The organism is Mesorhizobium metallidurans STM 2683, assembly GCF_000350085.1.
GTDB lineage: Bacteria > Pseudomonadota > Alphaproteobacteria > Rhizobiales > Rhizobiaceae > Mesorhizobium > Mesorhizobium metallidurans.
Genome location: NZ_CAUM01000150.1, coordinates 1 through 21,442 on the forward strand (window position 1 = coordinate 1; position 21,442 = coordinate 21,442).

At 64.2% G+C, this 21,442-nt stretch carries 16 protein-coding genes; 8 read left to right on the forward strand and 8 right to left on the reverse strand.

The genetic code is table 11. The annotated features are described in order from the left end of the window. Nucleotides 1-109: 109 nt before the first annotated feature. The gene (locus MESS2_RS26845) at nt 110-970 is read left to right on the forward strand and encodes a MurR/RpiR family transcriptional regulator (protein ID WP_008877733.1); all 861 of its coding nucleotides are present in this window, start codon (nt 110-112) and stop codon (nt 968-970) included. 34 nt (nt 971-1,004) lie between these two features. Here MESS2_RS26845 and ftsZ read toward each other — a convergent pair whose 3' ends face one another. From ftsZ to MESS2_RS26875, 6 genes are all read right to left on the reverse strand, one after another. Continuing rightward, complete coding sequence (ftsZ, locus tag MESS2_RS26850; protein WP_083918703.1) at nt 1,005-1,970, reverse strand: cell division protein FtsZ; 966 nt, start codon at nt 1,968-1,970, stop codon at nt 1,005-1,007. Nucleotides 1,971-2,199: 229 nt separating this feature from the next. Further along, nucleotides 2,200-2,982, reverse strand: a complete 783-nt coding sequence (locus MESS2_RS26855; protein WP_008877735.1) for an ABC transporter permease — start codon at nt 2,980-2,982, stop codon at nt 2,200-2,202. Next, the gene (locus MESS2_RS26860) at nt 2,979-3,845 is read right to left on the reverse strand and encodes an ABC transporter permease (RefSeq protein ID WP_008877736.1); all 867 of its coding nucleotides are present in this window, start codon (nt 3,843-3,845) and stop codon (nt 2,979-2,981) included. Before MESS2_RS26860 ends, MESS2_RS26855 begins: the two co-directional genes overlap by 4 nt. Continuing rightward, a complete protein-coding gene (locus MESS2_RS26865; RefSeq protein ID WP_008877737.1) occupies nt 3,842-4,903 on the reverse strand; it encodes an ABC transporter ATP-binding protein in 1,062 nt (353 codons plus the stop codon). Before MESS2_RS26865 ends, MESS2_RS26860 begins: the two co-directional genes overlap by 4 nt. Nucleotides 4,904-5,008: 105 nt before the next feature. After that, nucleotides 5,009-6,046 (reverse strand): ABC transporter substrate-binding protein, encoded by a 1,038-nt coding sequence (locus MESS2_RS26870; protein ID WP_008877738.1) that lies wholly within the window; start codon nt 6,044-6,046, stop codon nt 5,009-5,011. 66 nt (nt 6,047-6,112) lie between these two features. Then, nucleotides 6,113-7,078, reverse strand: coding sequence for an isopenicillin N synthase family dioxygenase (locus tag MESS2_RS26875; RefSeq protein ID WP_008877739.1), 966 nt, complete (start codon nt 7,076-7,078; stop codon nt 6,113-6,115). A 148-nt stretch (nt 7,079-7,226) separates the two neighbouring features. On the opposite strand from MESS2_RS26875, the gene MESS2_RS26880 reads away from it, so the two are divergent. The 4 genes from MESS2_RS26880 to MESS2_RS26895 all read left to right on the forward strand — a co-directional run bounded on the left by MESS2_RS26880 (nt 7,227) and on the right by MESS2_RS26895 (nt 12,312). Next, a complete protein-coding gene (locus MESS2_RS26880; protein WP_008877740.1) occupies nt 7,227-8,336 on the forward strand; it encodes a carbohydrate kinase in 1,110 nt (369 codons plus the stop codon). Nucleotides 8,337-8,365: 29 nt separating this feature from the next. Continuing rightward, the gene (locus MESS2_RS26885) at nt 8,366-9,298 is read left to right on the forward strand and encodes a pseudouridine-5'-phosphate glycosidase (protein WP_008877741.1); all 933 of its coding nucleotides are present in this window, start codon (nt 8,366-8,368) and stop codon (nt 9,296-9,298) included. A gap of 71 nt (nt 9,299-9,369) precedes the next feature. Further along, complete coding sequence (locus MESS2_RS26890) at nt 9,370-10,191, forward strand: enoyl-CoA hydratase/isomerase family protein (RefSeq protein WP_008877742.1); 822 nt, start codon at nt 9,370-9,372, stop codon at nt 10,189-10,191. A gap of 3 nt (nt 10,192-10,194) precedes the next feature. Then, the gene (locus tag MESS2_RS26895) at nt 10,195-12,312 is read left to right on the forward strand and encodes an acetate--CoA ligase family protein (protein WP_008877743.1); all 2,118 of its coding nucleotides are present in this window, start codon (nt 10,195-10,197) and stop codon (nt 12,310-12,312) included. Between the two features lie 302 nt (nt 12,313-12,614). Here MESS2_RS26895 and MESS2_RS26900 read toward each other — a convergent pair whose 3' ends face one another. Both MESS2_RS26900 and MESS2_RS26905 read right to left on the reverse strand, forming a co-directional pair. Then, on the reverse strand, nt 12,615-16,082 hold the full coding sequence (locus MESS2_RS26900) for an indolepyruvate ferredoxin oxidoreductase family protein (protein WP_008877744.1): 3,468 nt from the start codon (nt 16,080-16,082) through the stop codon (nt 12,615-12,617). Next, the gene (locus tag MESS2_RS26905) at nt 16,079-17,497 is read right to left on the reverse strand and encodes an FAD-binding oxidoreductase (protein ID WP_083918701.1); all 1,419 of its coding nucleotides are present in this window, start codon (nt 17,495-17,497) and stop codon (nt 16,079-16,081) included. Before MESS2_RS26905 ends, MESS2_RS26900 begins: the two co-directional genes overlap by 4 nt. 395 nt (nt 17,498-17,892) lie before the next feature. Here MESS2_RS26905 and MESS2_RS26910 point away from each other — a divergent pair, with 395 nt between their 5' ends. The 3 genes from MESS2_RS26910 (at nt 17,893) to MESS2_RS26920 (ending at nt 21,434) form a co-directional block, all read left to right on the forward strand. After that, entirely contained in the window at nt 17,893-18,867 is a 975-nt protein-coding gene (locus tag MESS2_RS26910) for a sugar-binding transcriptional regulator (protein WP_008877747.1), read from the forward strand. A gap of 44 nt (nt 18,868-18,911) precedes the next feature. Further along, entirely contained in the window at nt 18,912-20,357 is a 1,446-nt protein-coding gene (locus MESS2_RS26915; protein ID WP_008877748.1) for an ABC transporter substrate-binding protein, read from the forward strand. A 153-nt stretch (nt 20,358-20,510) separates the two neighbouring features. Beyond that, nucleotides 20,511-21,434: a carbohydrate ABC transporter permease gene (locus MESS2_RS26920; protein ID WP_008877749.1), complete on the forward strand. Its 924-nt coding sequence runs from the start codon at nt 20,511-20,513 to the stop codon at nt 21,432-21,434. The last annotated feature ends 8 nt before the right edge of the window (nt 21,435-21,442 follow it).

A 21,442-nucleotide genomic window follows, 5' to 3' on the forward strand; every position in this document is an offset into this window, starting at 1 on the left:
TCGATCGATCATTCTTGGCTGTCAATTGGATTTGGAATAATTTATTCCTTGAAATCGCATCGCCGATAGCCGGCCATCCGCCGGCATCGTCAACGCCGCGGGGGAATGCATGTCTGTCCTGAAGAAGATCGAGGCCAAGCTCGAAGCGATGGCGCCCGGCGATCGCGAGATCGGGCAATATATCGTCGGCAATCCCGACCAGATGCTGCGCCTGTCGACGGCGGCACTCGCCGCCGAGATCGGCCGCAGCCAGTCGAGCGTCGTCAAATTCAGCCAGAAGCTCGGCTATGCCAGTTACCAGGAACTCAAGCTCGCGGTCTCCGAGGCCAAGGCGCAGGAATGGCAGGTGCCGGCCGGCGTGATCCACGGCTCGATCGAGGTCGGCGACAGCTTCCAGGTCATCCTGAAGAAGCTGATCGGCAGCAAGCTTCTGTCGATGCAGCAGACCGTCGCCGCCAACAGCGAGCGGGTCATCTCCAGGGCGCTGGAAATGCTGGATGGCGCGCGCCGCATCCATCTGGTCGGCGTCGGCGCCTCCTCGCTGGTGGCGCGCGATTTCTCCTACAAGCTGATGAAGCTCGGCCGCAATGTCCTGCACGACAGCGACAGCCATGTGCAGATGGCCAATGTCTCGACGCTCGGACCCGGCGACGTGCTGTTCGCGCTCTCCTATTCCGGCGCCAGCATCGAAACCCTGCGCATCGCCGAACTTGCCCGCAAGCGCGGCACCACGGTAATCGCCGTCACCGGCCTGCATGACAATCCGCTGAGCCGCGTCGCCGACATCCGCCTCTACACCATCGCCGACGAGGAGCGCGCGCGTTCTTCCTCGATCACCGCGCGCGACGCACAGCTCACGCTGACCGACCTGCTGTTCATCCTGCTGGTGCAGAGGCAGCCGGACGCCAATGACTATGTCCACAACAGCGAGATGGCGGTGTCGGTGCTGAAGGCGGACCGGTCCTCATAACGCTGTATGAAGGCTGGATTGCCAACTCAAACGCTCAAGCGGTCATCCGCCCGAGCTGAAACACTTCCGTGCCCTGGCGCAACCCCGTCGCGACTACCGACACCCTGAATTTTCCCGCCAGCGCCTTGTCGAAAATGGCACCGACGATGATATCGGCGTCGGTGTCGACCTCTTCTCGTATACGGGTAGCCGCTTCATCGACCTCGAACAGCGTCATGTCGGTGCCACCCGATATCGAGACAAGGACACCCTTGGCCCCAGCCATGGAGGCCTCGTCCAGGAGCGGGTTGGCGATTGCCGCTTCGGCCGCTTTCCTGGCGCGGTCTTCGCCCGTGGCTTCGCCTGTGCCCATCATTGCGCGGCCCATGTCGCGCATCACGGATTTCACGTCGGCGAAGTCGAGATTGATCAGCCCTTCCTTGACGATGAGGTCGGTGATGCAGCCGACACCCGCATAGAGGACGCGGTCCGCCATGATGAAGGCGTCCGCGAACGTCGTCTTGGCATCGGCGACCCTGAAGAGATTCTGGTTCGGGATGACGATCACCGTATCGGCGCTCTCGCGCAGCCGTTCGATGCCTTCGTCGGCCGATTGCATCCGGCGTTTTCCTTCGAAGGTAAAGGGCTTGGTCACGACCGCCACCGTCAGAATGCCCGCTGCCCGCGCAGCCTGCGCGATGACAGGTGCGGCACCAGTACCGGTTCCGCCGCCCATGCCTGCCGTCACGAAACACATATGCGTTCCCGCAAGATGGTCCATGATCTCGTCGATCGTTTCTTCGGCTGCCGCACGGCCGACCTCGGGCAGGGATCCGGCGCCCAGGCCTTCCGTCACATGGGCTCCCAGCTGGATCAGCCGGGATGCCTTCGACATGGTGAGCGCCTGGGCATCGGTGTTGGCGACGATGAACTCCGCGCCCTGCAGGCCTTCGGCGATCATGTTGTTGACGGCGTTGCCACCGCCGCCGCCGACCCCGATAACGGTTATCTGCGGTCTCATCTCGGAGATTTCCGGCCTCTTCTTGGCGTTCACTGCCCGTCCCTCCGTTGAAAATTCTGGGCGCTGCAAGCAATCAGGTGCTTTTGCGAAACCGTCTGGGATCCGATGCAGCAAGCTCGCGAATCAGGCCATGCTCCCCACCATCAAGGAATCAGAGCGCGAACGCGCCTGCAAGTGCCGCTGTCGAGATTTGCCCTGCTTAGCGCTGCTCGGGCCAATGCGCGATCGGTCAGAAACGGTGGATGCGCAGCCCCAGGACCTTCTCCGACACGATCACCACCACCAGCGTCAGCGCGATCGACACGGTCGAGACGGCTGCCGCTTCCGGCGTGAAATTGGTACGCAGATAATCGAAGAGCTGGATCGGCAGCGTCGACGTCCCGATCCCCTTCAGCATGAAAGAGATGGTGAAGGTGTCGAAGGATATGATGAAGGCAAACAGCGCGCCGCCGATGACGCCCGGCTTGATCAGCGGCAGCATGATGCGCCGGAACCTTGTCAGGCGGTCGGCGCCCAGCGAGCGCGCCGCCATGTCCCAGGACGGATCGAAGCTTTCCAGCGAGGCCGAAACGTTGATGAAGACGAACGGCAGGGTGATCAACACATGGCCGGCGACCATGCCGATCATGGTCGTGGTGCCGATGCCGATCGCATAGACGAAGAACAGCAGCGCGATCGCCGTCAGCACTTCCGGCAGCAGCAGCGGCGCCAGCATGGCGATGCGCACCGCTTCCTTCCAGCGGCCGGCATGCTGGACATAATAGAGCGCGGCCATGGTGCCGATGGTTCCGGAAATGACGGTCGCCACCGCCGCCACCCAGAGCGAGGTGCGGATCGCGCGCATGAACACGTCATTGTGGAAGAAGGTCACATACCAGCGCAGCGACAGGCCCTGCGGCGGGAATGTCAGGAAATTGCCGGCGTTGAAGGAAGCGCCGACAACCACCAGGATGGGCGCCAGCAGGAATGCATAGACCAGCAGGCAGTAGAGCGTGAGCACCGGTCGCTTCATGGTCGCGCCACTTTCCATTTCATGCGCGTCAGCCGCGCGAAAATGACGACGCAGAGCGCGCCGGTGGCCGACAGCATCAGCGCCAGCGCCGAGCCCCATGGCCACTGGAACGTGTCGATCAGCGCATCGACGACGGTGACGGCCATGGTCTTGACCCTGAGTCCGCCGATCAGCGACGGGGTCACATAGGCGCTGAGCGACAAGACGAAGACGAGGATGCAGCCGGCCTGGATACCCGGCGTGCATAGCGGCAGGACGATGCGGCGGAAAGCGGTGAAGCGCGACGCGCCGAGCGAGCGCGCCGCCGATTCCAGCGACGGGTCGACGCCCTGGATCGCCGCCATGATCGGCAGGATCATGAAGGGCAGAAAGACGTGCACCAGCGCGATGACGATGCCGAGCGCATTGTACATCAGCGGCAGCGGTCGATCGATCAGGCCCATGCCGGTCAGCATGCGGTTGATGAGGCCGGCATTGCCCAGAAGGATCGTCCAGCCATAGGAGCGGATAACGATGCCGACCAGCAGCGGCGACAGCACCAGCCCGTAGGCCAGGGCGCGAAAACGCATGGCGCCGCGCGCCAGTTGCCAGGCGACGGGAAAGCCCACGACGAGGCAGATGGCGGTGGTGACGAGGCCGATCCACAGCGTGTTGGCGACCTGGAGCAGATAGAAACTGTCGGCGAAGAACTTCGTGTAATTGCCGATCGTATAGCCCGGACCGTAAGGCGTGCCTTGCCCCGGCATGCGAAAGCTCATCACCACGATGTTGAGATAGGGCAGGACCAGGAATACGCCGAGCAGCACGGCCGCCGGCGCGATCAGGATCAGCGGTCCAAGGCCCTTGCGGCGCATCGGCGTCATTTGGCTGCCCCGAGCAGCCAGAATCCATCCGCCGGCGCATGCACGCTGACACGGTCGCCTTCGGCAATCCTGATGTTTGGAAAGGTCTGGACGTGCAGCGTCTCGCCCGAATCCAGCGCGATGCGGTAGTCGATGATGCTGCCGGAATAGTAGCGCGCCGTGACCTTGCCCTGCGCACCGCCCTGGCCAGCGGGTTTGAGTTCGATCGCCTCCGGACGAAGCGACAACGTGACCGCGGCCCCCGGCGTGTGGTCCGTGCGGCTGTCGACGGTGACGTCGCCAAATACGCACGCGACACGGCTCTTGCCGGGTCCAGCCGCACCGGCGATCGTGCCCTTGATCAGGTTCACCTGGCCGACGAACTGCGCCACTTCGAGGTTTTCGGGGCGCTCATAGATGTCGGACGGCGGGCCGATCTGGGCGATGCGGCCGCCGAACATCACCACCACCCGGTCGGACATGGTCATCGCCTCGGCTTGGTCATGCGTGACATAGACCGTGGTGATGCCGACGCGCCGCTGCAAATCGCGGATGAAGACGCGCATTTCCTCGCGTAGCTTGGCGTCGAGATTGGCGAGCGGCTCGTCGAGCAGCAGGATCTTCGGCTCGATGACCAGCGCCCGCGCCAGCGCCACGCGCTGCTGCTGGCCGCCCGAAAGCTGGTTCGGATAGCGGTCGGAATAGCCGCCGAGCTGCACCATGTCGAGCACCTCAGCGATGCGGCTGCGCATTTCGGGCTTGGCGATCTTGCGCATCTCCAGCCCGAAGGCGAGGTTCTGGTCCACCGTCATATGCGGAAACAGCGCGTAGTTCTGGAACACCATGCCGATGTCACGCTTTTCGGCCGGCACGTTGACAACATCCTTGCCGTCAAAGCGGATCGCGCCTTCGCTCGCCTCCTCGAAGCCGGCGATCATCTTCAGCGTCGTCGTCTTGCCGCAGCCCGACGGGCCGAGCAGCGAAATGAACTCGCCATCGGCGATGCGGATCGAGATGCCATCGACCGCGCGTGCGCTGCCGAAGGTCTTGGTCAGCCGCTCGATGCTAACCTCGGTCATGAATGCTCCACTTCACAGGCGATCGACCGCCACCGCAGATGCGGCGCGGCTGGCGGGAGGCGCGCCCTGAAAGCGAGACGCGCCAATCCCGGTTCAATATCAGCCTTAAAGGATCGTCTTGGCCCAGCGCTCGGCCAGCTCGGCCTGCTTCTCGTTGACGAAATCCCAGTCCCAGGTGAGGATCTTGGTCATTGCCTCGCCGGAGACCGGGACATCGGCCTTGAGGTCGTCGGGAATGATCACCTTCGAGTTCGTCGGCGACACGAAGAATTCCTTCGCCATCAGCATCTGGGTTTCCGGCGACAGCAGGAAGTCAGCATATTGATAGGCGAGCTCCTTTTCCGGTCCATTGGCCAGGATCGAGACCGTCTGGTCGAACATGAACATGCCTTCCTCGGGAACGACGCAATCGACCGGCAGGCCCTGCTTGCGCAGCCGCGCGATCTCGCCGAAATCGAACGGCGCGACGACGATTTCGCCCGACGACAGGGCCGTGGACAGGTTGAAGTCGACCTGGATCACCTGGCCCAGCTTGGCGAGCGCGTCAAAGCCGGCATCGACATCGTACTGGTCCTTGCCGAAGATCTTCGAGGCCAGCAGCAGCTCCATCTTGCCGGCGCTGTTGGCGAAATTATAGAGGCCGATCTTGCCCTTGAATTCCTCGTTGTTCCAAAGGTCCTTCCAGGCCTTGGGCGGCGTCTTGACCAGATCGGTGCGGTAGCCGATGCCGATCGGCGAGATGGCGCCGGTGGCGCCAAAGCCGTCGGCGATCTTGGCCAAAGGATAGAGGTCGTTGTAATTCGGCAGCTTGGTCAGATCGAGCTTTTCGAAGAAGCCCTCCTTGCGCAGGCCGGAGGCGAAGACCTCATTGGTCATGATGATCGAATAGGGTGGCTTGTCGACGCCCGCGGCGCGCAGATTGGCGCCGAAGACGCGGCCATTGCCGACATCGAGCGTCACCTTGGCGCCGGAGGCCTTTTCGAAGGCTGGTGCGATGGTCGAGCGCCAGAACTGCTCCCAGACCCCGCCGAGCGTCGGCACGATCAGCGTCTTTTCCTGCGCGATGGCAGGCATTCCGATCAGTCCGGCCGCACTGAGCGCGCCCATTCCGGCAAGCGTCTGTCGTCTGGTGAGTTTCGTCATCACAATTCCCCTTGTTGATTTCTTTTAATCGATTCGTTCTTTGGGACGGCCGAAGCCCTCCATCGGTCAGCGGCCGAAAGCCTGTCGGGTCTTCATCTCGATATAGTCTCCATAGGTGATCGGCTCGTATTTGGCCTGCTTGCCATTCGCGCAGAACGGCTCCAGGCAGGAGATCAGCGTCTCCTTGGCAGGATTGACGAAGAACGGGATCGACTGGCGGCGCGAGCTGCCTTTCTTGTTGCGGGGCGGATTGGCGACGCGATGCGGCGTCGACACCCATTCGTCATTGCTCCAGCGCATGAAGGCGTCGGCGATGTTGACGACATAGGCGCCGTCGATCGATGGCGCATCGAGCCAGCGGCCGTCGCGCGTCTGCACCTGCAAGCCACCGGACGAGGCTTCCGAACGCAGGATGGTCATGAAGCCGTAGTCGCTGTGGACGCCGGCGCGAAGCTGGCCGGGCAGGGGATCCACGTCCTGCTCTGGATAGTTGATGACCCGCAGCGCCGACAGATGGTTCTCGAAGGCCGGCTCGAAATGGTCGGGTTCAAGCCCGATCGCCTGGCAGAAGATGCGGCGCAAATGCCTCGCCAGCGTTTCCATCTCAGAGAAATAATCACGAAAGGCGCTCTCGATGTTTTCGGGCTGGCCAGGCCATGTGTCGCCCTCGAGGCGCAGGCCGAAATTCAGGCTTTCCTTGTAGTCGCCGGGCGTCTTGATGCCCTTGGTGGCGGCCAGCGCCTCATCGGCGATCGGCGAGAAGGCCATTCCGCCGGTCAAGCCGGTTCCACGCCCATGGCCGCGCTTGTAGTCCTCGGGCAAATCGAAGAAGGCGCGCGCCAGATTGTAGAGCCGCATCGTCCTTTCCGGCGATACGCCATGGCCGGTGACCAGGAAGAAACCGGTATCCCGGCAGGCGGTCTCGATAGCCCTGACGACAGCGCCGGCGCCGGCCTCGCCGCGGATGAAAGGCCCGACATCGACGACGGGGATTCCCTGATCTGTTGCTTCGGCTTGAGGTGCGGGCTGCATGATCGCGATCACCTTCCTGTTGTTCCGCCTTCGGGACAGACGATGGAAACGCCGGTTGAACGAAACGTTATAGCTACAAACGAATGTTGACAAGATCATCTGTTGTTGTCCATATCGAAAATGTTCAGCCACGAATTGGACGGGGACGATGGACGACCTTGGAGCACAGGAGCAGGCGGTTCTGGATCTCATCGCGGCGAACCCGTTCGCCGGCCAGCAGGACATAGCCACCGCGCTCGGCATCGCCCGCTCCACCGTTGCGGCCCACATCATGCAGCTTGTCAACAAGGGCTACATTCTCGGCCGCGGCTATGTCTTGCCAGCCTCCAAGCGCATGATCTGCATCGGCGGCGCGGTTCTGGATCGCAAGTACCACGCCAAGAAGGATCTGATCTTCGAGACGTCGAACCCGGTCGACGGCTATCGCAGCTTCGGCGGCGTCGCCCGCAACGTCGCCGAGAACCTTGTCCGCCTCGGCGTCGACGTCAGCTTCGTCTCGATTGTCGGCGATGACGAAACCGGCCGCTCGCTGGTGCGGCATCTGCGCGACCTAGGTGCCGATGTCAGCCAGGTCATCACCACAACGGAGCGGCCGACGGCCGAATATGCGGCCATCCTCGATCTCAACAACGATCTCGTGCTCGGCATTGCCGATATGGAGATCTTCGATCTGTTCTCGCCATCCTATCTCGACCGCTTCTGGCCGCATCTCGCTTCGGCGACCTGGGTGTTCATCGACTGCAACCTGCCGGCCGCGACGATCGAGGCGCTGATGTCGCGCAAGCAGGGCGCGCGCTTCAAGCTCGCCGTCGACACCGTATCGTCGCCGAAATCGGCGCGCCTGCCTAAGGACCTGACCGGCATCGACCTTCTGTTCACCAATCACGACGAGGCCAATTCGATGCTCGGCATCGCCGATGCCGACAAGCGGCTGAAGCCGAAGGAGGCGGCAGCGGCGCTGCGCGCGGCCGGTGCCGCCGAAGTGATCGTCACGATGGGCGCGCATGGATTTGCGGTGGCGACCGAGAGCGGCGTGGCGACGATGCGCTCCGTGCCGGCCCGCGCCGTCGACATCACCGGCGCCGGCGATGCGATGATCGCCGGCACCATGTACAAGGTGCTTTCCGGGGATCCCGTGCCGCATGCCGCGCGCACCGGCGCGCTGCTCGCCACGCTGACCACCGAGAGCGAATCCAGCGTTCATCCCGATCTGTCGCCGCGCTTCCTCACCGCCGGCATGTACCGCATTCCCGCCTGAAGGCGAGACGACCCGAAAGCGAGACGACCATGAAACCTTCTTCCCTTGTTCACCTGAACGATGAGGTTGCGGCAGCACTTCGCGAAGGCCGCGCGGTGGTGGCGCTGGAATCGACGATCATCACCCACGGCATGCCTTATCCCGCGAATCTTGAGACCGCCCGCGGCGTCGAAGCCGTCGTGCGCGAGAACGGCGCCGTGCCCGCCACGATCGCCGTGGTCGCGGGCAAGATCAAGGTCGGGCTGGACGACAATGAGCTGGAGCGACTGGCAGCGGCGAAGGACGTGGTCAAGGCATCCGGACGCGACCTCGCCGCCATCATGGTGCGCGGCGGCTCGGCCGGAACCACGGTCTCGGCGACGATGCGGATCGCCGCGCTCGCCGGCATCGGCATTTTCGCCACCGGCGGCGTCGGTGGCGTGCATCGCGGCGCCGAAGCCACTTTCGACATTTCGGCCGACCTGACCGAACTCGGCCAGACCGGCACGACCGTCGTCTGCGCCGGCGTGAAATCGATTCTCGATATCGCCAAGACGCTGGAATATCTGGAGACCCAGCGCGTGCCGGTGATTGCCTTCCAAAGCGACGACTTCCCGGCTTTCTACACGCGATCGAGCGGACTCAAGGCCGATCATCGCTTCGACACGCCGGAGGAGATTGCGCGGGCCATGCTGCTGCACGAGCAGATGGGCTCGGGCACCGGCATCCTGATCGCCAATCCAATTCCGCAGGCGGACGCGCTAGATCCAGCCTTCATCGACGGCACGATCGCGGCTGCGGTGGCGGAAGCAGAGAAACGCGGCATCGGCCGCAAGGATCTGACGCCGTTCCTGCTCGCCCGCATCAACGAGCTCTCGCAAGGCCGCAGCCTGAAGGCCAACATCGCGCTGGTCCGCAACAACGCCGCACTCGCCGCCCGCATCGCCGTGGCGCATGCGGGATCGAAGCGCGTGGCGGCGTAGAGGCGAAGAACCAGTCGGCGCCTTGCCGGCTGTAACGTTCCTCCGATTTTCGACATATCCAGGAGAACCGCATGAGCGCGCAGGCCACCTACGAGACGATCCTTTACGAGAAGGATGCGACCGACAAGTTCGCGACGATCACCATCAATCGTCCCGACAAGCTCAATGCGATGAACAAGACGGTGATCCGCGAGATCGACAAGGCGCTCGCCGCCGCCGTGGCCGATCCGGACGTCAATGCGCTGGTGATCACCGGCGCCGGCCGCGCCTTTTCCTCCGGCTACGATCTGCAGGGCGGCGACTTCGACGTCGACATCGATTTCTGGCGCGCGGATATGGGCGAGAACGCCGAAGCGCTGCTCAACATCTGGCGCGCGCCGATCCCCGTCATCGCGTCGGTCAACGGCTACGCGCTGGCCGGTGCGCTGGAACTGATGATGTGCTGCGACCTGGCGATCGCCGCCGACAATGCGAAATTCGGCGAACCGGAGGTGCGTCACAATTCCGGCCCGCCGGCGCTGATGATGCCCTGGCTGCTTGCCACGCGCGACGTGCGCTGGCTGATGTATACGGGCGATCTGGTCGACGCCGAGGAGGCGCTGCGCATGCATCTGATCAACCGGATCGTGCCGGCCGATCAGTTGAAGGAAAAGACCGAAAACCTCGCCCGCAAGCTGGCGCGCATGCCGGTGCCGGCGTTGAAATTCACCAAGGCCTCGATCAACAACCAGCAGATGGTGGCCGGGTTGCTGCCGTCCTTCCAGTACAATATCGAGGCGATCGCGGCACTTCATGTCACCAAACGGGGCCGCGAATGGATGGCCAACCTCGCCAAGATGAGCCTCAAGGAATACCTCGCCTTCCGCGACGGCCCCTTCAAGGGCCTCGACTGAGCCGTGACCGGCTTTGCCGCTTCGCGTGAGGCGATGCGGGCGCTGATGGCGCCGCGTTCGGTCGCCGTCATCGGCGCCACCGAACGCGCCGATGCGTCGTCGAGCTATGTCATGCGCAATTTGATGGCGTTCGGATTTTCCGGCGCCATCATCCCCGTGCATCCCAAGGCCGAAACGGTGTTTGGCATCGCGGCCATTCCCTCGCTCGACCGGCTCGAAGCGCCGGCCGAAATGGCGGTGATCGGCATCGGCGCGGCGCACGTGCTGGACGCGCTTGAAGACGCAGGGAAGGCCGGCGTCAAGGCGGCCGTGGTGCTGGCCAGCGGCTTTGCCGAGACCGACGGGGACGGCAAGGCGCGCCAGCAGGCGCTGGTTGGGATCGCGCGAAAATACGGCATGGCGGTCTGCGGGCCGAACTGCCTCGGCCTGTTCAATCTGCAAAGCGGTGCCGCCCTTTACTCCTCGACGCTGTCGCCCAATCTGAGGAAAGGCCAGCTTGCCATCCTGTCGCATTCCGGCGCCAGCGCCATCGCACTCGCCAATTCCGGACGCTTCGGCCTGAGCCACATTGTCTCCTGCGGCAACAGCGCTGCGACCGATCTTCCCGATTATCTCTCCTATCTCGCCGGTGATGAGGCGACGCGCGTCATCGGACTTGTCGTGGAAGCGATCCGCGATCCCGCCGCCTTCACCTCCGCGATGCAGGCGGTGCATGCCGCCGGAAAGCAGGTGATTGCCTTGCGCGCCGGCAAGTCCAGCAAAGGCGCGGAAGCCGCCGCCGCGCATACCGGTTCGCTCGCCGCCGCCAACGAGGCCTATGAAGCCTTTTTCCGGCGCACCGGCGTGATCGAGGTCGCCGACATGGACGAGTTCGTCGAGACCACCACGCTTTGTCTGTCGCTGAAGGCGAGACCGGCGCGCAGGGGCGTCGCGGTTGTCGGCGTCAGCGGCGGCGGGGTCGCCCATGTCTCCGACATCGCCGACCAGGCCGGCATCGACCTGCCGGAATTTTCGCAAGACACCATCGCGCGGCTGAAGGCCTTGCTGCCGCCCTTCGCCACGCCGCGGAATCCGGTCGACACGACGGGCGTGGTTTTCGCCGATGGTTCGATCTATCGCGGCGTGCTCGACATCCTGGCGCAGGATCCCGCCGTCGGCCTGATCGTCGCCGCGCAGGATGCGCCTGTCGGCCTCGACGCCACGGGCGCTGCCGAATACACCGGCATTGCCGACGCCGTTGCCGCCTATGCGAAGGACGCGACGGTTCCGGTTGCCTTCATCAGCAACCTGTCCTCAGGGCACCATCCAGCCGTCAGGGAGCGGCTTGCAGGCGTGCCGGTGCTCAACGGCACGCGCGCCGCGCTCAATGCCGTGCGGCGGCTGCTGGGCGCGACCGGCGCCACGATACCGAACGCCCCGGCGATCGAACCGGCCGGTGAAAACGATCCCTGGGCAATGCGTCTCGCCACCGGCAAGAGATTGACTGAGCGGGAGGCCAAGCAGTGGCTGGCCGAGAACGGGCTGAGAGTGACGCGCGAGCGTCTGGCCGTTACCGCGCAGGATGCAGTGGCGGCGGCCGAGGCGATCGGCTTTCCGGTCGTGCTGAAAATCGAATCGCCTGACATTCCCCACAAGACCGAAGCCGGCGGCGTGCGGCTCGGCATAGGCAGTGCCGCCGAAGCGGCTGAAGCCTTCACGGCGATCATGCAAAGTGCTCGCGCTCACGCGCCGGATGCGGATCTGCGTGGCGTCGTCGTGCAGGAAATGGCCGGGCGCGGCGTCGAGGCGCTGGTCGGCTTGGTCCGGCACGAGCCGTTCGGCCTCGGAATTGTCGTCGGCATCGGCGGCGTTCTGGTCGAACTGGTCAAGGACGCCGCTTTCGATCTGCTGCCGGTCGACCGCGATGTCGCCGAAGCGCTGATCGACCGGACGCGGCTGGCCGCTCTGCTCAAGGGGTTTCGCGGTGCGCCGCCAGCCGACCGGGAAGCGCTGGTCGAGACGATTGTGGCGCTGTCGAATTTCGCCGGCCGCTACGGCCACCTGATCGAGGCCGTCGACCTCAATCCGGTCGTCGTGTTCGAGAGAGGCGTCTGCGTTCTCGATGCGCTGGTGATCTCCTGAGGCGCTTAGGGCCTGTTGATATTCAAGTAGTTCCAGCCTGCATGAGGTTCCCTGCGCTTTCGCCAATTGTTGACCTCAGCGCCGCCCCTCATCGCCCTGCCGGGCACTTCTCCCCGTATAGTGACGGGGAGAAGGGGGCTGGCCGCAACTTCGGCGCCCTCTTGCAACGCTTGTGATTGGCGAAATCGTCTACGAGAGCGCCCCTCTCCCCGTCACTATACGGGGAGAGGATGCCGGCAGGCAGGTGAGGGGCAGCGCAAACGTTCGAAAAGGTCTGAGTAAGGCCTGAATATCAACACATCCTAAGCCGCTGTTTCCAGGCGGCTTTCTTTGCCCAATTTTGCGAGCAGCGCCGCCTTCTTCTTCTCGAAGCGTTCGACCGCCGCCAGCTTGACGTGGCCGAAGCCGCGCACCTCTTCCGGCAGCCGGGCAAGCTCGGTCGCCACGGCATGATTGCCTTGCGTCAGCCGCGCCGAAAGATCCGAGATCAGCCCTTCATAATCGGCAACCAGACGCCGTTCCATCCGCCGCTCTTCTGTGCGCCCGAACGGATCGAAGCGCGTTCCACGCAGGCCCTTCAACCGCGCCAGCATGGCGAAGACCGGGTTGATCCAGGCGCCGAAGGCGATCTTGCCGGGATGGCCGGTGCGCGGGTCGATGCGTGAGATCATCGGCGGCGCAAGATGATGCCTGATCCTGAAATCGCCCTCGAACTGTTCGGCCAGTTTTTTCCTGAAGGATTGGTCGCGATGCAGCCGCGCCACTTCATACTCATCCTTGTAGGCCATCAGCTTGAAGGCGCCGATCGCCACGGCCCTGGCGAAGTCCTCGGCGCCAGACGACATTCCGGCTTCGGCGGCGCGGGCGGCGTCGACCAGTTTGCGGTAGCGGTTCGCATAGGCGGTGTCCTGGTAGCCGGTCAGGAATGCCATCCGGCGCGCGATCATTTCATCGAGCGTCTCTACTTTTGGCGCCTCGGTGCTACCCGTTTGCGCAGCACCCAGCACCGCCGCAAGGTCGATCGCCGCGCGGCGGCCCCAGCCGAAGGCGGCGCGGTTCATGGCGACGCCGGCGCCGTTCATCTCGATCGCTCTCTCGATCGCCTCCAGGCTGATCGGCACCAGTCCGCGCTGCCAGGCATTGCCAAGCAGGAACATGTTGGCGGCGATGGCGTCGCCCATCAGCGCGAGGCCGAGTCTGGTCGCCGGGATCAACGTGATCGCCTCTTCGCCGGCCGCCCGGCGCAATTGCTTCAGCGTCGCTTCCTGGCGGAAGTCGATCGCGGTGTTCTGCACGAAGGACGCGGTCGGCGCGAAATGATCGTCGAGCACGGCTCTTGTGCGGCCATGCGCGAAGGTCGCAAGCGAAGCTGCCGCCGCCGACACGACGATGTCGAAGCCAAGCACCAGATCGGCCTCGCCGGGGCCGATCCTGACCGCGTTGAGCATATCGGGATCGCGCGCCAGCCTGATATGCGAAACCACCGCGCCGTTCTTCTGCGCCAGCCCGGTCTGGTCGAGCGTCAGCAGGCCGAGCCCGTCGAGATGGGCTGCCTGGGACAGTATGGCGCTGACCGTGATGACGCCGGTGCCGCCAATGCCGGCCAGCAGCATGTTGTAGGGGCGATCGAGCGCCGGCAGCGCCGGCATCGGCAACTCGTCGGAACCAGCCGCCACCGCGCGCGCCTTCGGCTTGCGGATGGCGCCGCCTTCCACCGTCACGAAGCTCGGACAAAAGCCCTTGATGCAGGACAGGTCGGTGTTGCAGCTCGACTGGTTGATCCTGCGCTTGCGGCCGAACTCGGTTTCCTCGGGCTCGATCGAAATGCAGTTGGAGACGGCCGAGCAATCGCCGCAGCCTTCGCAGACCAGTTCATTGATGAAGGTTCGTTTTGGCGAGACCGGATAGGCGCCGCGCTTGCGGCGGCGGCGTTTTTCGGCGGCACAGACCTGGTCGAAAACCAGCACCGTCACGCCCTCGATCTCCCTGAGCTCGCGCTGCACGGCGTCGAGCTCGTCGCGATGGTGGACAGTCACGGATCGCGGCAGGACGCCCGCCCAGGCCTCGGGCTTTTCGGACACCACGACGACGCGTTTCGCGCCTTCCGCCAGCGTCTGCTCGACGATGGACGGCACGGAAACCTCGCCGTCATGGCGCTGGCCGCCGGTCATGGCGACGGCATCGTTGTAGAGGATCTTGTAGGTGGCGCTGACCTTGGCGGCGATCGCAGCTCGGATCGCCAGCAGTCCGGAATGGAAATAGGTGCCGTCGCCCATATTGACGAAAATGTGCTTCTCGTCGGTGAACGGCGACAGGCCGATCCACGCGCCGCCTTCGCCGCCCATCTGGGTGAAGGTGGAGGTTTCGCGCTCCATGCCGATGACCATCATGTGGCAGCCGATGCCGGTCGAGGCGCGGCTGCCGTCGGGCACCACGGTGGAGATCGAGTGCGGGCAGCCGGAGCAGAAATAGGGCTCGCGCTTCAGCGCGATCACCTCGCCGGATGCTGACGCCGCAACGGCCTCGATCGTCTTCATATGCAGGCCAAGCTCCGCGTCCGGCGCGCCGAGCCGCGAGACGATGGCGCGGGCGACCGAAACGGCGCTGATCTCGCCAGTCGAAGGCAGCAGCGGCGCGCCGCGCTCGTCCGTCTTGCCGAAGACGCGCGGGCGATCCGGTGCGTTGAACAGCAGCGCCTTGATCTGGTCCTCGATCACCGGCCGCTTCTCCTCGACGACGAGGATTTCCTCCAGCCCCTCAGTGAAAGCCCTGAGTCCTCGCGGCTCGAGCGGCCAGACCATGCCGACCTTGTACAGCCGGATGCCGAGTTCGGCCGCGCGTTGCTCATCGATGCCGAGTGCCGACAGCGCGCCGAGCAGGTCGAGCCAGGACTTGCCGGTCGAGACGATGCCGAGCCGCGCCCTGCCGCCGTGCACGATGCGGTCGATGCCGTTGGCGTGGGCAAAGGCATGCACCGCCGCCATCTTGTGTTCGATGCGGCGCTCCATTGCGTGCGGGCCGTCCGGCCAGCGCAGCGACAGGCCGTCGGCAGGCAGCGCCAGCTCCGGCATGACGATGCCGAGCCGCGCCGGGTCGACATCGACGGTCGCCGTGCATTCGACGATCTCGGTCTGGCACTTGAAGCCGATCCAGGCGCCGGAGTAACGGCTCATCGCCCAGCCGAGCAGGCCGTAGTCGATATATTCGCCGACGCCGCCCGGCGACAGCAGCGGCACCATGGCCGAGATCAGATTGTGCTCGCTCTGGTGCAGCAGCGTCGAGGAGACGGCGCCGTGATCGTCGCCGACCAGAAGCAGCACGCCGCCATGGCGATTGGTGCCGACGGCATTGGCGTGGCGGATGACATCCATGGTCCGGTCGACGCCGGGACCCTTGCCGTACCACATGGAAAACACGCCATCGTAGCGGGAACCCGCGAACATGCCGGTCTGCTGCGTACCCCAGACCGCGGTCGCGGCCATGTCCTCGTTGAGGCCGGGATGGAAGACGACATGGTTCGCCCTGAGATATTTGCCGGCGCGCTGCATCTCGCGGTCGAAGCCGGCCAGTGGCGAGCCGCGATAGCCCGAAACATAGCCGGCGGTATTGAGGCCGGCGGCAAGATCGCGCTGGCGCTGGACCAGCGGCAGCCGCACCAGCGCCTGCGTGCCCGAGACCAGGATGCGGCCGCGCTCGAGCGCGTAGCGGTCGTCGAGGCTGGCCGGGACCGCATTCGCCTGTCCGGTTTTCGGGAGAGCGGCAGCCGTCATTGGGGCACTCCATCGCGCACAACATCTGCCGATACGAGATCGAAGACGCGACCGGCATTGAGGATATTGTTCGGGTCGAAGGCTGCTTTCAAGCGCCGCATGGCGGCGATCTCGGCATCGCTGCGCGCCAGGTGCAGCCATTGCTTCTTGTCGAGGCCGATGCCGTGTTCGGCCGAGACGCCGCCGCCGGCAGCGGCGACGCCACGATAAATGATGTCATACGCCGCCGCCGGATCCACGGTGCCGACCTGATAATGCAGATTGCCGTCGCCGAGATGGCCGAAGACATAGATCTCGGCGCTGGGGTCGACAGCCCGGATCGCCGCTTCCGCCTCCCGCAGGAAGATCCCCATCCTGGCCAGGGGGATGCTGATGTCGACGCCGATCAGGCCCTTCATCGAAAACAGGAAGCGGTTGGCGTCTTCGCGCACCGCCCAGAGCGCGCGGAATTCGCGCGGCGACTGCGAGACGACCACGTCGTCGACCACGCCGTCCTCGACCGCCTGCATCAGCACCGCGGCAAAGCGGTCGCCATCGCGATCGGGCTCGTTGCCCTGTATCTCGGCCAGCACATAGACGGGCGAGCCGACCGGCAGCGGCGCCGGCGCGTCCATGCCGGCGACCATGGCGCCGTAGAGCGGCGCGAAATTCACCTCATAGGCCGACAGCAGCGGCCCGAGCTTCCGCCTGAGCAGCGCAAGCAGCGCGATCGCCGCATCGAGCGAGGCCAGCGCGCAGAAGGCATTGACCTCGGTGGCCGGTTTCGGATGCAGCCGCAGGCAGGCGCGCGTGACGACACCGAGCGTGCCTTCGCTGCCGATGAAGATCTGGTTGAGGTCATAGCCGGAATTGTCCTTGGGCAAGCCCTTGAGCGACGTGAGCACGCTGCCGTCGGCAAGCACCGCTTCCAGCCCGAGCACCTGCGCGCGGTACATGCCGTACCGCAGCACGCGGATGCCGCCGGCGTTGGTGGCGATATTGCCGCCGACAGTGGATGTGCCGCGCGCGCCGATGTCGACGCCGAACAGCAAGCCTGCGGCGTCGGCCGCATCCTGCACTATCTGCAGCGGCGCGCCGGCCTCGGCGATGATCGTCGCCGTCTCGCGGTCGGGAGCCGCGACCGCCGTCATGCGCTCCAGCGACAGCACCGCTTCGCCGGGCTGAATGCGCGCCGCACCCGCAAGCCCGGTTCGGCCGCCCTGGACCACAAGCCGCTGCCCGGCCTCGTTGCATAGTCGCAGAATGTCCGACACCTCGTCGGCCGTGCGCGGACGCAGGACGATCGCCGGCGGCGCGCCGTCCTTGCCGTCGGGGTCTTCTTGATAGCGCGGTCCGGCCTCTTCTGCCGAGACAATCGCGGACCTGTCCAGCCGCCCTTCAAGGCGCGACAGAAGCGCGACAATTCTCTGGGACATGCGGTTCAAGGACATGCATGGGCCGGACGCATCGACGCATCCGGAAGAGGGAAGGGCGAAGGCTGAGAAAGCGGCTGCTGCCGATTCTTTCCGTCGGGCGAACGTGCGGAAACCCCGTCAAAAATGCAGCCGGTTGTCTTCGCCATGCGTCGCTCCTGTAACAGGCCGACCATAGGCGCGGCCTGCCATTTGTCAAACCTTTGGCAACTCGATCGCCATTGCGGCGTCCAGGTGAAACAGCCGCCGGTTTCGCCGATATGTCTTCACTTGCGCCAGGATCGCCTGGCTGCTGCGAGATGGCGCTGTTTTTGGTCTCCAAGACCACACCGCGCTTGACTTCGGCGGCGCCCTGTGAAAAATTTCGCATCAACTGATAAAAATATCATAGGGCGGAAATGGTTGGTTTTGGCAACGGTCTCCTGCGCGACGATGAATCCAGCATGGCGACACGGGCCGCCTGGCTTCATTATGCCGGCGGGCTGACCCAGTCCGAGGTCGCCAAGCGGCTCGGCCTGACCAGCCTCAAGGCGCACCGCCTCATCACCAAGGCCAATCAGGAAGGTCTGGTCAAGGTCTATATCGACGGCGAAGTCTCGGAATGCGTCGCCCTCGAAGACGACCTGTCCGGGCGGTACGGCCTCGATTATTGCGAAGTCGTCCCGGATTTCGATGCGGAAGAATTGCCGCTCAAGGCGCTCGGCATCGCCGGCGCGCAGTTTCTCAAGCGTGAGATCGAACGCGGCGAGGGCACGCTGATCGGCGTCGGCCATGGCCGCACGCTGGCCGCCTGCGTGGAGTATCTGCCGCGCATTGCGGCCGACGGGATCCGCTTTGTGTCGCTGCTGGGCGGCTTGACGCGCAAGTTCTCGGCCAACCCGCACGACGTCATTCATCGCCTGGCCGAACGCACTGGCGCGGAAGCCTATGTCATGCCGGTGCCGATGTTCGCCAACACGGTCGAGGATCGGGCCGTGCTGCTCGGCCAGAAGGGCATCAGCGAGGTCTTCGATCTCGCCAGGTCGGCCGACCTTTTGATTGCCGGCATCGGCACCGCCGAGCGCGAGGCCTCGCTTGTCGCCACCGGCATGATCGAGAAGGGCGAGATGGAGGAGACCCGTCGCAAGGGAGGCGTTGGCGAACTGCTCGGCCATTTCTTCGATGACACCGGAGGCGCAGTCGAAACGACGCTTTCCAACCGCGCGCTGGCGCTGGCGCGCGAAGACATCGCCAATCGCAGGATTGTCGCCGTTGCCGGCGGCAAGGTGAAGGTTCGTGCCATCAAATCGGTGTTGGAGGGCCGCTATCTCAAGGGCCTGGTCACCGATGAGCGGACGGCGCGAGCGCTCGTGGGAGAAACGCCGGTCGGGTAGCCGGCAACATCCAAGTTGAAACTACCCTGTGGAGGAGAAGAAAAATGCACGAGAAAGAAAAAGACCTGATTGATGCGTTCCTGCGCGGACAAGTCGATCGTCGTGGGCTGATCAAGGGCCTTGGCGCAATGGGCCTTGCTGCCGGCACGGCCGGCACGCTGCTCAATCTGGGGCAGACCCAGGCACTGGCTGCGGATTTCGACTGGAAGGCGCATCAGGGCAAGACCATCAAGCTCTTGCTCAACAAGCATCCTTACGCCGATGCGATGATCGCCAACCTCGAAAATTTCAAGCAGTTGACCGGCATGAATGTCGTCTATGACGTGTTCCCGGAAGACGTCTATTTCGACAAGGTCACAGCCGCGCTCTCGGCCAGTTCGCCCGAATACGATGCGTTCATGACCGGCGCCTACATGACCTGGACATACGGCCCGGCAGGCTGGATCACCGATCTCAACGAGTGGGTCAAGGATCCGGCCAAGACCAATGCGAACTATGCCTGGGACGACTTCCTGCCCGGCGTCTGGAAGTCCTGTGCCTGGAATGGCCAGCCGGGCGGTGCGCTCGGTTCCGAGGACGCCAAGCAGTGGTGCATTCCGTGGGGCTTCGAACAGAACAACATCACCTACAACAAGGGCATGTTTGACAAGGCCGGCGTCGCCGTTCCCGGCAATATGGACGAGATGGTCGCCGCGGCGGCCAAGCTCACCAAGGACGTCGGTGGCGGCGTCTACGGCATCGGCGTGCGTGGCTCGCGCTCCTGGGCGACGATCCATCCGGGCTTCCTGTCGGCCTACGCCAACTTCGACCAGAAGGACTTGAATCTGTCGGCTGACGGAAAATTGTCGGCTGCCATGAACACCGCCGAATCCAAGGCCTTCCACAAGCAGTGGGTCCAGATGATCCAGGAGAGCGGCCCGAAGGACTGGTCGACCTACACCTGGTATCAGGTCGGCACCGATCTCGGCGCCGGCGCCTCGGCGATGATCTTCGACGCCGACATCCTCGGCTACTTCATGAATGGCGGCGACAACAAGATGGCCGGCAAGCTGGCCTTCGCTGGCTTCAAGGCCAATCCCGCGGCCAAGGCGCCGACGCCCAACATCTGGATCTGGGCGCTGTCGATGTCCAACTTCTCGAAGGACAAGGACGCCACCTGGTACTTCATGCAATGGGCATCCGGACCCGAGCATGCGCTGTTCGGCGCCACCAAGATGGACTTCGTCAATCCTGTTCGTCAGTCGGTCTGGAAGGACGAGGTGTTCCGCGAGAAGCTGAACAAGGGCTATCCCGGTTATGTCGAGATGTTCGATGCTTCGGCGCCGGGAGCCAGCATCAAGTTCACGCCGCAGCCGCTGTTCTTCGATCTCACCACCGAATGGGCGGCGACACTGCAGAAGATGGTGGCCAAGGAAGTGCCGGTCGACGAAGGCCTGGACAAGCTGGCCGAGAGCATCAACGGCCAGCTCAAGGAGGCCGGGCTCGGCTAGGCCAGCGACGGCTGGCCCGTTCGGGCGGGCCAGCCAAGGCACTTCTACGTTTTGCGATGCGGCGCTCCCGGTGCCGCCTATTCGCCCGACCCGGCCGCCTTGCTCCCTTGGGCGGCCGGCAGGGCGAAGCACAGGAATGACGGGTGAACCACGATGACTGCTGCGACAATGCAAAGAAACAGGCCCTCCGGCTTCAGGATCAGCAAGCGGGTGCTGCCCTATGTGCTCAGCCTGCCGGCCTTGCTGGTCTGCATCGGCATCCTGATCCCGTTTCTGACCTCGGTGGTCTATTCGTTCCAGCGCTACCGGCTGAGCCAGCCCTGGGCGCGGCAGTTCAACTGGGGCGAGAATTACCTCAACTTCTTCACCGATCCGAAATTCTGGAACACGCTCCAGATATCGCTGCTCTATGCAGGCATCACCGTCGTGCTCGAACTGCTTCTCGGCCTTGCCATCGCCATGCTGCTGCAAAAGCGCTCGACGCTGAACAATTTCATCTCGATCATGCTGTTGATGCCGTTGATGACGGCGCCCGCACTTGCCGCCTTGATGTGGAAGCTGATGACCAATCCCGGTTTCGGCGTGCTGAGCTACCTGGCCAGCCTCATCGGTCTGCAGGATTTTCGCTGGGCCTCGTCGCCGTCGACAGCGCTTTTCACCGTCGTGCTGGTCGATATCTGGGTCTACACGCCCTTCATCATGATCCTGCTGCTTGCCGGCCTGCGCAGTCTGCCGACGCAGCCTTTCGAGGCGGCCGCACTTGACGGCGTGCCGAGGAGCTTCGTCTTCTTCCGCATCACCCTGCCGATGCTGACGCCCTATATCCTGACGGCAACGCTGTTTCGCCTGCTCGATTCCATCCAGCAGTTCGACATCATCTATGCGATGACTCAAGGAGGGCCTGGCGACACGCTGACCGTCTTCCAGGTCGAGGCCTATCTCAACTTCTTCCAGTCGACCAATGTCGGCCGTTCAGCAGCGCTGATGATCATCCTGTGGGCGATCACCTATTTCCTGTCCAACATCTTCATCAAGAACTGGCTGCGCCTGCGCGAGCGCGCCCGCGGCCAGGCATAGGAGGCCGG

What these genes read in the sequence shown, in the direction of transcription:
- MESS2_RS26875 (WP_008877739.1), bottom strand. Translation starts at nt 7,078, where the DNA reads ATGCAGCCCGCACCTCAAGCCGAAGCAACAGATCAGGGAATCCCCGTC.
- MESS2_RS26915 (WP_008877748.1), top strand. Translation starts at nt 18,912, where the DNA reads ATGCACGAGAAAGAAAAAGACCTGATTGATGCGTTCCTGCGCGGACAA.
- MESS2_RS26910 (WP_008877747.1), top strand. Translation starts at nt 17,893, where the DNA reads ATGGTTGGTTTTGGCAACGGTCTCCTGCGCGACGATGAATCCAGCATG.
- MESS2_RS26920 (WP_008877749.1), top strand. Translation starts at nt 20,511, where the DNA reads ATGACTGCTGCGACAATGCAAAGAAACAGGCCCTCCGGCTTCAGGATC.
- MESS2_RS26855 (WP_008877735.1), bottom strand. Translation starts at nt 2,982, where the DNA reads ATGAAGCGACCGGTGCTCACGCTCTACTGCCTGCTGGTCTATGCATTC.
- MESS2_RS26870 (WP_008877738.1), bottom strand. Translation starts at nt 6,046, where the DNA reads ATGACGAAACTCACCAGACGACAGACGCTTGCCGGAATGGGCGCGCTC.
- MESS2_RS26865 (WP_008877737.1), bottom strand. Translation starts at nt 4,903, where the DNA reads ATGACCGAGGTTAGCATCGAGCGGCTGACCAAGACCTTCGGCAGCGCA.
- MESS2_RS26880 (WP_008877740.1), top strand. Translation starts at nt 7,227, where the DNA reads ATGGACGACCTTGGAGCACAGGAGCAGGCGGTTCTGGATCTCATCGCG.
- MESS2_RS26905 (WP_083918701.1), bottom strand. Translation starts at nt 17,497, where the DNA reads ATGTCCCAGAGAATTGTCGCGCTTCTGTCGCGCCTTGAAGGGCGGCTG.
- MESS2_RS26845 (WP_008877733.1), top strand. Translation starts at nt 110, where the DNA reads ATGTCTGTCCTGAAGAAGATCGAGGCCAAGCTCGAAGCGATGGCGCCC.
- MESS2_RS26860 (WP_008877736.1), bottom strand. Translation starts at nt 3,845, where the DNA reads ATGACGCCGATGCGCCGCAAGGGCCTTGGACCGCTGATCCTGATCGCG.
- ftsZ (WP_083918703.1), bottom strand. Translation starts at nt 1,970, where the DNA reads ATGAGACCGCAGATAACCGTTATCGGGGTCGGCGGCGGCGGTGGCAAC.
- MESS2_RS26900 (WP_008877744.1), bottom strand. Translation starts at nt 16,082, where the DNA reads ATGACGGCTGCCGCTCTCCCGAAAACCGGACAGGCGAATGCGGTCCCG.
- MESS2_RS26890 (WP_008877742.1), top strand. Translation starts at nt 9,370, where the DNA reads ATGAGCGCGCAGGCCACCTACGAGACGATCCTTTACGAGAAGGATGCG.
- MESS2_RS26885 (WP_008877741.1), top strand. Translation starts at nt 8,366, where the DNA reads ATGAAACCTTCTTCCCTTGTTCACCTGAACGATGAGGTTGCGGCAGCA.